Origin of the sequence: Mesorhizobium sp. M0029 (genome assembly GCF_040323735.1) — a bacterium.
In the GTDB taxonomy this organism is placed as follows: domain Bacteria; phylum Pseudomonadota; class Alphaproteobacteria; order Rhizobiales; family Rhizobiaceae; genus Mesorhizobium.
Genome location: NZ_JAMYVF010000003.1, coordinates 313,638 through 324,329 on the forward strand (window position 1 = coordinate 313,638; position 10,692 = coordinate 324,329).

Consider the following 10,692-nt stretch of genomic DNA (forward strand, 5'->3'; position numbering starts at 1 on the left):
TGTTGCGGCCGGCCGGTATCACGGCGTCCTACTCCGTTGTGCTCGCTTTTTTTCTGCGCCGATTGGTGTGCGACTGGGCGACGGCCATTCGTAATTCGGGTGTGATCTCCAAAGGCGCATTCTCTGACCCATGCGGGTCTTGCAGCCCCTGGACGTGAACGGTCGGGAATGGGAGCTCGATGCCCTGCTCCTTGAAGGCCTGGCGGAGGCGCAAAAAGAACCTGCCTTTCATGCTGAAGGCGCCTCCAGGTCTGGTCGTGACCTTGACCCTCAAGACGATGCCGTACTCGCCGAACTCCTGCACCCCCTGCATCTTGATCGGTTCGATCACCCAGTGTTTGAACTCCGGATCTTCCGCCAGTTCCAGGCCAATTCGCTTGATCAGTTTGCGAGCAAAGTCGATATCGGTGTCATAGCCAACGGTGATGTTGAATTTGTCGGTGACCCAGTCACGGCTCTGGTTCTGCACGGCGCCGAGTTCGCCGAAAGGTATCGTGAACAGCGGACCACGATGGTGGCGCAGCTTCACCGAGCGCAGCGAAAAGCTCTCCACCGTACCCCTGTAGCTGCCCGATGAAATGTATTCGCCGACACGGAAAGCATCGTCGAGCAGATAAAACACGCCAGAGATCACGTCCTTGACGATGGTTTGCGCACCAAAACCCACCGCGACGCCGACGACGCCGGCGCCGGCGATCAGCGGGCCGATCTGGATGCCGATCGAAGCGAGCATCATCAGCACCGCCATCACGATGATCACTGCTAGCAGAATGTTCTGGATGATCGGCAACAGCGTGTGCAGCCGCGCCTGATGCGGATCGAGGGTGAGGATGTCTTCTTCGCTCACCACCGCTTGCGGTATCGCGACGCCCAGCTTTCGTTCGATCAAGGCTTTGATGATCGACCAGCCGAAATCGGCAGCAAGGGCAATGACCACGACGTTGATCAAGCCGCGCAATATGAGCGTGGTGGTCGTATCGCTGCCGCGCATGGATTGCATGTCCAGGCCCAGTACGCGTGCGAGAAGGTAAGCCGCCGCGAGGATGAAAATCATCCGGATACCGCGATCGATGACAGCGATCGTCACCGCCGGGATCGTCGGCCGGCCCGCATCTTCCGAACCGGGCCGCAGGACGAAATTAACCCCGCGCTCTGTCAGCACAATTGCCAAAGGCAGGAAGAATGCGGTGAAGGTAAACCAGAAGAATGTGTAGAGGCCGGCAATGCGTTCGAGGAACAGAACGACGAAATAAGCCGTCAACAACCATGTCACTGCCGTGTGACCGCTGTGGCGCGCGCCGTCTCGCTGCGTCCTTGGCCGACGCCAAATGGCCAGCAGGAAGAGCAACAGCAGGATGAAATCGGCGCCGACGGACAGGACCATCATTCCGTCCTGGTCTATGCCGAGACCCGGCAAGAGGACAAACGCGGCGGCGAAGAAGGCGAAAACGCCGACGATCCGGGGCAGCCAATAAGCCCAATGGTCAGCAGCTCCGTTGGTGATCGGCAGGGCACGAACCTCGATGGCGTGCTCGACCTCCATGAAAGAAGGGACGAGCGTGGCCATCACGTATAGGCGCACAGCCCACGTAAAGACCGCAGCCATCAGAAATGTCAGCACAATCTCGCGGATGAGCGCTGGCCAGTCGAACAGCATGAACGCACCGGCGCTGCCCAGCGCGAACGAGCCGATCATCATGCTGGAATAAAGCGTGCGGCCGCCGATCTTCTTGGCCCGCCCGATGGGCGTATCTCTGGGTTGCGCGATGATCCAAAGACGAAATGGACGGGTGAGCTTGTATATTGCCCAGGTGAGCGCCAGGCCGGCAGCGATAAAGATCGCAATCAGCACCAATATGCTGACGGGGCCCTTGCTGGACATATCGTCCATTGTCTGGGCCCGGACGCGTGCGAACTGGCCCGGCAGTGTGGGCACGGTTCGCACGATTTTCTCGATGTGATGCTTGATCCGATCGAGCGTCGAGGATGCCATTGTATTCATCTGGCTCGGTGCGGCCACGGCGTCGGCCGGCGGAGCGCCAGCCTCGGCAGGCGCTTCCGTTGATCCAGCGGCCGGATTTCGTTGCTCGGCCACCCAGGCCTTCACCGACGGATCGTCGAGAAGCTCGAACAGCTGTTTGACCTTGTCGGGCGCGACGGCGGCCGGTGACTGCGCCTGTGCCGGGCCAGCCAGCAGGAGGGCGATGCCAAGGATGAGCGGCCCGGCAATCAGGGCAAACATCGTCGTCAGGCCTCCGAGACGCCGTGCCGGGCGCGCCAGCTTGCTGGCTCCCAATCGTCGTTTCATGAGCAGCATCGTGCGGTAACCTTCCGGTCAGATCGGCGAGCAAGGACAGCTATGTCCGTCGTTGCCCCCACCTTTAACAAGCCGATGTTGCGGTGCAAGTCTCATCGCACCTAGACCGTTGGGTAGGGCACCAGGCGACCGGCAAGGCTGTCATCACCAGCGCCAGCGTTGCGCTGCGTTCCTTGTCCCGACCACCTAGACCGGGTCGTTGTCGGTCGTCGGTTGCTCCGCGGCGGGAGCCTGTGACCATGCCGCATTGCACAATTTTGCGACCTTGCCCACAATGCACGCATGGTCCGCAGCTCACTCGCCGTCCTGGTCATCGACGAAAACCGTATCCGCGCCGCGATCATCGAGGCAGGTTTGCGCGAGGCCGGCCATGAGCGGGTCACCGTCATCCACGACGTGACCGGCATTGCGCGGCGCATCTCCGAGATCGAGCCGGACGTCATCGTCATCGACCTGGAAAACCCGAACCGCGACATGCTGGAAAACATGTTCCAGCTGTCGCGTGCGGTGAAGCGGCCGATCGCCATGTTCGTCGACCGATCGGACCAGGCATCGATCGAAGCGGCGGTCGATGCCGGCGTTTCGGCCTATGTCGTCGAAGGCCTCAGGCAAGAGCGCGTCAAGCCGATCCTGGACATGGCGGTCAGCCGCTTCAACGCTTTCTCGCGCATGGCGCGCGAGCTGGAAGAGGTTCGAGGGGAGCTTGAGAGCCGCAAGGTGATCGACCGTGCCAAGGGCATCCTGATGAAGTCGCGCGGCCTGACCGAAGAGGCCGCCTACACGCTCCTGCGCAAGACGGCGATGAACCAGAACCGCAAGATCGGCGACATTGCCCAGAGCCTGGTGACTGCCGCCGGGCTGCTCGGGCCGTCGGAGGACGAATGAGCATGAGCGCCGAGCACCAGATCACCGCCGGCTTCATGCCGCTCTTCGACAGTGCCGTGCTGGTTGCGGCGGGTGAGCTTGGATTTGCCGCACGCGAGGGCATCGATCTCACACTGCACCGCGAGACCTCCTGGGCCAACATCCGCGACCGCATCGCCATCGGCCATTTCCACCTGGCGCACATGCTGGGGCCGATGCCGCTCGCCTGCAATCTCGGGCTGACGCCGCTTGCTTCCGAGACCATCGTGCCGTTTTCGCTCGGGCTTGGCGGCAATTGCGTCACCATCTCCAACGCTGTCTGGGAAGGCATGGCGGCACACGGCGCCATACCCGATCTCGAGCCCGCGCGCGCGGGCGCAGCCCTCGGTGCCTTCATTCGCGACCGCGCCGGGGCTGGCGGCGATCCGCTGCGCTTTGCCGTGGTGCACCCGCATTCGGGGCATAATTACGAACTGCGCTACTGGCTTGCCGGGTGCGGCATCGATCCGGAGCGCGAGATCGAGATCGTCATCGTGCCACCGCCCTTCATGGCCGATGCGCTGGTCGCCGGGCGGATCGACGGCTACTGCGTCGGCGAGCCCTGGAACAGCGCCTCGGTCGCCGCCGGCACCGGCCATATCGTCACCATCAAGGCGCTGCTGTGGCGCAACAGTCCGGAGAAGGTGATCGGCGTGCGCAAGGCCTGGTCGCAGGAGAACCCGGTCGCGCTGGCAGCATTGCTGCGCGCGCTGCATCATTCGGCGCGCTGGTGCCAGGATCCGGGCAACCACGCCGAACTGGCTGGTGTGATGGCTCAAGCTGGCTTCCTCGGCCTGCCACCAGCTGTCCAGATGCCGATCCTGACCGGCCATCTTGAACTGGGCGGCGGCGCCGAACTGGATGTCGACGACTTCTTCCTGCCCTTCGACAAGGCGGCGAACTTTCCGTGGAAGAGCCATGCGCTGTGGTTCTATACGCAGATGGTGCGCTGGGGGCATGTCGAGCACACGCCGGAAAACCTTGCTATCGCCCGTGACTGCTACCGTCCGGACCTCTACCGCTCGGCGCTAAAGCCGCTTGGCGTTGCACTTCCCGGCGCCAATGCGAAGGTCGAGGGCGCGCTTAAGGTCGCCACGGCTGTCGGTGCGACTGGGGCAGGCTTGGTGCTTGGGCCGGACGGCTTCTTCGACGGTCAGACCTTCGACCCCGACGAGATCGACGGCTATATAGCGCGCCAGAAAGTCGCTCGCGCGGAAACCTGATCATTCTCGCGCCATTCTTGTGCATTGCACAAAAAATGTGCGTGCGATTGCTGTAATGAACAATCTTTGACCTGCTTGCGATGTCGCCTCGCGTGCCGGCGTCTGGCGCGTAATGTTGATTTCATTTAGGTTTTTCGTTTCACTCAGAACTGGCACGGTTCCTGCTTTGAATTAGCCAGACCCTTCGCGGGTCACGGAACAGGCGTCCAATGGCGGGCGCCACAGGCAAAGCTGCCGCTCAGGTCAACGACGCGATCCCGGATGTACGGACGCGCGAGGCCTGGACGGCGGCTTTTTTGTTTTGGGCCACTCGACGAAGCGTTCAACCGGAGATCACGATGAAAGAAAAAATAGGGAAATGGATCGGGACGGGAACATCGCTCAAGGATGTGACGCGCCGCGATTTTCTTGTCAGCAGCGCCATGACGGCCGGCCTGTTCGTGGCGGCCCGCAAGCTCTTCCCCTCGGGCGCCTATGCCGCTACGACCGCTCCGGAGGTCACCGGCGCCAAGCTCGGCTTCATCGCGCTGACCGACGCGGCGCCGCTGATGATCGCCAAGGAGAAGGGGCTGTTCGCCAAGTTCGGCATGCCCGACGTCGAGGTGATCAAGCAGGCCTCCTGGGGCGCGACGCGCGACAATCTGATGCTCGGCGGCGAAGCCAACGGCATCGACGGCGCTCACATCCTGACGCCGCTGCCCTATCTCATGCACACCGGCAAGGTGACGCAGAACAACCAGCCGATGCCGATGGCTATCGTGGCGCGGCTCAACTACGACTGCCAGGGCATTTCGGTTGCGCAGGAATACGCCGGCACCGGTGTCGGGCTCGACGCCTCCAAGCTGAAGGACGCCTTCGCCGCCAAGAAGGCGGCCGGCAAGGAAATCAAGGCCGCCATGACGTTCCCGGGCGGGACCCATGATTTGTGGCTCCGTTACTGGCTTGCCGCCGGCGGCATCGATCCCGACAAGGACGTCTCGACCATTGTCGTGCCGCCGCCGCAGATGGTCGCCAACATGAAAGTCGGCAACATGGACGTGTTCTGCGTTGGCGAACCGTGGAACGAACAGCTCGTCCACCAGGGCGTTGGTTTCACCGCCGCCACCACCGGCGAACTGTGGAAGGGTCATCCCGAAAAGGCGCTCGGCCTCCGCGCCGAATTCATCGACAAATACCCGAACGCCACCAAGGCGATCGTGATGGCCGTCATGGAGGCCCAGCAATGGTGTGAGGCCACGGAGAACAAGGACGAGATGGCCGCCATCATCGGCAAGCGGCAATGGATGAACGTGCCTGTCGCCGACATTATCGGCCGCCTCAAGGGCGACATCAACTACGGCAATGGCCGCGTGGCCACCGGCACTGACCTCTACATGAAATTCTGGAAGGGTGGCGTCTCCTATCCCTACAGGAGCCACGACAGCTGGTTCCTCGCCGAAAACATCCGTTGGGGAAAATTCGCGCCGACCACCGACATCAAGACGCTGGTCGATCAGGTCAATCGCGAGGATATCTGGCGCGAGGCGGCGAAGGATCTCGGCGTTGCCGCAGCCGATATTCCGGCCTCGTCGTCGCGCGGCGTCGAGACCTTCTTCGACGGCAAGATTTTCGACCCGGCCAACCCGTCGGCCTATCTCGACAGCCTGAAGATCAAGGCATCGGCTTGACCAGCGCAAACGGCGCGTTCCGCCGTTTGTCGCCCCAGCGCAACGGCGCTTCGCCGTTGTCGCCCGCATCGACCCCGGAGTTATTGTCAGACATGTCCATCCAAGCCATTGAGGAAACCACGGTGAAGGCGTTCCCCGCCAAGTCTGCCGCGGTCATCGCTTTCACCGCCAAAGCGCGGCGCCGCTTCGACCCGATCGCGATCGCCGGCAGGCTGGCCACCGCCCTGGTGCCGCCGGTCATCGTTATCGCCTTCATGCTGGTCGTGTGGCAGATCGCCTGCTCGTCGCCGACCGCCAGCCTGCCGCCGCCCAGCCAGGTGTGGAACGAGGCCTATGACCTGATCGCGCATCCGTTCTTCAACAACGGCCCGCAGGATATCGGCCTTGCGTGGCGGGTGCTGATCTCTCTGCAGCGCGTCGCCATCGGCTTCGGCCTGGCGGCGATCGTCGGCGTCGCGCTCGGCGCCCTGGTCGGCCAGTCGATCTGGGCCATGCGTGGCCTCGATCCGGTGTTCCAGATACTGCGCACCGTGCCGCCGCTGGCCTGGTTGCCGCTGTCGCTGGCTGCTTTCCGCGATTCCAGCCCGTCGGCGCTGTTCGTTATCTTCATCACCTCGATCTGGCCGATCATCATCAACACCGCCGTCGGCGTGCGAAACATTCCGGAAGACTACCGCAACGTCTCACGCATCTTGCGGCTCAACCAGTTCGAATTCTTCGTCAAGATCATGGTTCCGGCCGCCGCACCCTACATCTTCACCGGCCTCAGAATCGGCATCGGCCTGTCCTGGCTCGCCATCGTCGCCGCCGAAATGCTGACCGGCGGCGTCGGCATCGGCTTCTTCATCTGGGACGCCTGGAACTCGTCGCGGCTGCCCGACATCATCGTCGCGCTCGCCTATATCGGCGTCACCGGCTTCTGCCTCGACCGCCTGGTCGCTGCGGTCGGCGCTTTCGTCACCCGCGGCACAACGGCAAAGTGAGGAGAGGGCGATGACGGCCTATCTGAAGCTCGACCATATCGACAAATCCTTTGCCCGCGGCGGTCAGGTCAGCGAGGTGCTCAAGGACATCAGGCTGACCATCGACAAGGGCGAATTCGTCTCCATCATCGGCCATTCCGGCTGTGGCAAGTCGACCTTGCTCAATCTGATCGCCGGGCTGACCAAGGTTTCCGCCGGCGCCGTGCTGCTCGAAAACAAGGAGGTCGACAGCCCCGGACCCGAGCGCGCCGTGGTGTTCCAGAACCACAGCCTGCTGCCCTGGCTCACCGTCTACGAAAACATCAGCCTGGCGGTGTCGAAAGTCTTTGGCCGTTCCAAGAGCAGGACCGAACGACATGACTGGATCATGCGCAATCTCGATCTCGTGCAAATGGCGCATGCCAAGGACAAGCGGCCGGCCGAAATATCGGGCGGCATGAAGCAGCGCGTCGGCATTGCCCGGGCGCTTGCCATGGAGCCGAAGATCCTGTTGCTCGACGAGCCGTTCGGTGCACTCGACGCGCTGACGCGCGCCCATCTTCAGGACGCGGTCATGGACATCCATTCCAGGCTCGGCTCGACGACGATCATGATCACCCACGATGTCGACGAGGCGGTATTGTTGTCCGATCGCATCGTCATGATGACCAACGGTCCGGCGGCTACCATCGGCGAGGTGCTTGCGGTGCCGCTGCTGCGGCCGCGTCGACGCGTCGAACTCTCTTCCGACCGCACCTTTTTGCGCTGCCGCGAAGCGGTGCTGAAGTTCCTCTATGAACGTCATCGCTTCGTCGAAGCCGCGGAGTAACGCCATGACCGAAAAGCTCGTCATCATCGGCAACGGCATGGCCCCTGGGCGCATGCTGGAGCATCTGCTCGAACAGGCGCCGGGCCGCTACACCGTGACCATCTTCAACGCCGAGCCGCGGGTGAACTACGACCGCATCATGCTGTCGCCGGTTCTCTCCGGCGAAAAGGCCTATGAGGAAATCATCATCCACGGCGACGGCTGGTACATCGCCAACAACATCACCCTCTACAAGGGTCACAAGATCGTCGCCATCGACCGGGCGGCCAAGACCGTCACCTCCGACCACGGCGTCACCGAGCCTTACGACAAGCTCGTCATCGCCACCGGATCGGTGCCCTTTATCATTCCGGTGCCCGGCCATGATCTGCCGGGGGTGCTGACCTATCGCGACCTCGACGATGTTCAGGCCATGATGCTTGCCGCCCAGTCGCGCGCCAAGGCCGTGGTCATCGGCGGCGGCCTGCTCGGGCTGGAGGCGGCAGCAGGTTTGAACGCCCAAGGCATGGACGTCACCGTGCTGCATGTCATGCCGACATTGATGGAGCGTCAGCTCGATCCAGCCGCCGGCTATCTCCTGCAGCGCGCGGTGGAACAGCGCGGCATCAAGGTCATCACCAAGGCCAACACCCAGGCGATCACCGGCAACGGCAAGGTCGGGCAGGTGGAGCTTGCCGACGGCACTATTATCCCGGCAACGCTGGTGGTGATGGCGGTCGGCATCCGGCCGAATGCGGCGCTGGCCAGGGAGGCCGGCATAGCCGTCAATCGTGGTATCGTCGTCGATGCCGGCATGCGCAGCAACGACCCCGACATCTACGCGCTCGGCGAATGCGCCGAGGTCAACGGCCAGGTTTACGGGCTGGTCGCGCCGCTCTATGAGATGGCGCGCGTTGCCGCGAACCAGTTGGCCGGCAACGAGGCAGCGGCCTTCGTCCACATGGACACGCCGACCAAGCTCAAGGTCACCGGCATCGACCTGTTCTCGCTTGGCGACTTCGCCGAAGGCGAGGACCGCCAGGAGATCGTGCTGCGCGATGCCGCCGCCGGCGTCTACAAGCGCCTTGTCCTGAAAGACGACCGCATCATCGGCACCGTGCTTTATGGCGAGACGGCGGATGGGGCCTGGTTCAACGATCTCAAGAAGAAGCAGACCGACATATCGGAGATGCGCGACACGCTCATCTTCGGCCAGTCCTACCAGGGGGGTGCCCCGCTGGACCCTATGGCGGCCGTTGCAGCCTTGCCGGATGATGCGGAAATCTGCGGCTGCAACGGCGTTTGCAAGGGCAAGATCACCGGCGCGATCACGGCCAAGGGCCTGGCTTCGCTCGACGACGTGCGCGCCCACACCAAGGCATCGGCTTCCTGCGGTTCGTGCACCGGGCTGGTCGAGAAGCTGATGGTGCTGACCATCGGCGACAAATACAACCCGGCCGCCGTGCAACCGATGTGCGGCTGCACCACGCTCGGCCATGACGAGGTGCGCCGACTGATCATCGCCAAGAGCCTGAAGACCATTCCCGCCGTCATGCAGGAGCTGGAATGGACGACCTCCTGCGGCTGCGCAAAATGTCGGCCTGCGCTCAACTACTACCTCGTCTGCGACTGGCCGAACGATTACGCCGACGACTACCAGTCGCGTTTCATCAATGAGCGCGTCCACGCCAACATCCAGAAGGACGGCACCTATTCGGTGGTGCCGCGCATGTGGGGCGGCGTCACCAACGCCGCCGAACTGCGCGCCATCGCCGACGTCGTCGACAAGTTCGAGATACCGATGGTCAAGGTCACCGGCGGCCAGCGCATCGACATGCTGGGCATCCGCAAGGAGGATCTGCCGGCGGTGTGGGCCGATCTCGGCCAGGCCGGCTTCGTCTCAGGCCATGCTTACGCCAAGGGCCTGCGCACGGTGAAGACCTGTGTCGGCTCCGACTGGTGCCGCTTCGGCACGCAGGATTCGACCGGCCTCGGCATTCGCATCGAGAAATTCATGTGGGGCTCGTGGACCCCGGCCAAGGTTAAGATGGCGGTGTCGGGCTGTCCGCGCAACTGCGCCGAGGCGACCTGCAAGGATGTCGGCGTGATCTGTGTCGACAGTGGCTACGAGATCCATTTCGCCGGCGCGGCCGGCCTCGACATCAAGGGCACCGAAGTGCTTGGCCTGGTCAAGACCGAGGACGAGGCGCTGGAGCATATCGTGGCGCTGACGCAGATGTACCGCGAGCAGGGCCGCTATCTCGAGCGCATCTACAAATGGGCCAAGCGCATCGGCATCGCCGAGATCAAGCGCCAGATCATGGACGACGGCGCCAAGCGCAAGGCCTATTACGAACGCTTCGTCTTCAGCCAGAAATTCGCCCAGGTCGACCCATGGTCGGAACGCGTCTCCGGCAAGGACAAGCACGAGTTCCGGCCAATGGCTTCTGTCGGATTTGCGCAGGCTGCGGAGTGATTAAAATGGACTGGATCGCAATCGGCTCACTCTCCGACATCCCCCGCCGCGGAGCGCGCTGCATCGCTACACCCGAGGGTAAGATCGCCGTCTTCCGCACGCAGGACGATCAGGTCTACGCCATCGACGACCATTGCCCGCACAGAGGTGGGCCGCTGAGCCAAGGCATCGTCCACGGCACCGCCGTCACCTGCCCCTTGCACAATTGGGTCATCTCGCTGGAGACGGGCAAGGCGCTCGGCGCCGACGAGGGCGCGGTGCGCACCATTCCTGTGCGGATCGAGGGCGAGCTCCTGTTCATTGCGCTGAAAGCGCTGGCCAGCCGCGCGGCCTGAA

General features: G+C 63.1%; 8 protein-coding genes. 7 read left to right on the forward strand and 1 reads right to left on the reverse strand.

The window, feature by feature from the left end; all coding sequences use genetic code 11:
• Window positions 1-28 precede the first annotated feature (28 nt).
• Window positions 29-2,317, reverse strand: coding sequence for a mechanosensitive ion channel family protein (locus tag NKJ76_RS07535; RefSeq protein WP_352537106.1), 2,289 nt, complete (start codon window positions 2,315-2,317; stop codon window positions 29-31).
• A 282-nt stretch (window positions 2,318-2,599) separates the two neighbouring features.
• On the opposite strand from NKJ76_RS07535, the gene NKJ76_RS07540 reads away from it, so the two are divergent.
• From NKJ76_RS07540 to nirD, 7 genes are all read left to right on the forward strand, one after another.
• Complete coding sequence (locus NKJ76_RS07540) at window positions 2,600-3,202, forward strand: ANTAR domain-containing response regulator (protein ID WP_352537107.1); 603 nt, start codon at window positions 2,600-2,602, stop codon at window positions 3,200-3,202.
• A gap of 2 nt (window positions 3,203-3,204) precedes the next feature.
• Window positions 3,205-4,443: a CmpA/NrtA family ABC transporter substrate-binding protein gene (locus NKJ76_RS07545; RefSeq protein WP_352537176.1), complete on the forward strand. Its 1,239-nt coding sequence runs from the start codon at window positions 3,205-3,207 to the stop codon at window positions 4,441-4,443.
• 338 nt (window positions 4,444-4,781) lie between these two features.
• Entirely contained in the window at window positions 4,782-6,110 is a 1,329-nt protein-coding gene (locus NKJ76_RS07550; RefSeq protein WP_352537108.1) for a CmpA/NrtA family ABC transporter substrate-binding protein, read from the forward strand.
• Between the two features lie 92 nt (window positions 6,111-6,202).
• Entirely contained in the window at window positions 6,203-7,093 is an 891-nt protein-coding gene (gene ntrB, locus NKJ76_RS07555; protein WP_352537109.1) for a nitrate ABC transporter permease, read from the forward strand.
• 10 nt (window positions 7,094-7,103) lie between these two features.
• On the forward strand, window positions 7,104-7,901 hold the full coding sequence (locus NKJ76_RS07560) for an ABC transporter ATP-binding protein (protein WP_023667847.1): 798 nt from the start codon (window positions 7,104-7,106) through the stop codon (window positions 7,899-7,901).
• 4 nt (window positions 7,902-7,905) lie between these two features.
• On the forward strand, window positions 7,906-10,356 hold the full coding sequence (gene nirB / locus NKJ76_RS07565) for a nitrite reductase large subunit NirB (protein WP_352537110.1): 2,451 nt from the start codon (window positions 7,906-7,908) through the stop codon (window positions 10,354-10,356).
• Between the two features lie 5 nt (window positions 10,357-10,361).
• A complete protein-coding gene (nirD, locus tag NKJ76_RS07570; RefSeq protein ID WP_352537111.1) occupies window positions 10,362-10,691 on the forward strand; it encodes a nitrite reductase small subunit NirD in 330 nt (109 codons plus the stop codon).
• Window position 10,692 lies beyond the last annotated feature (1 nt).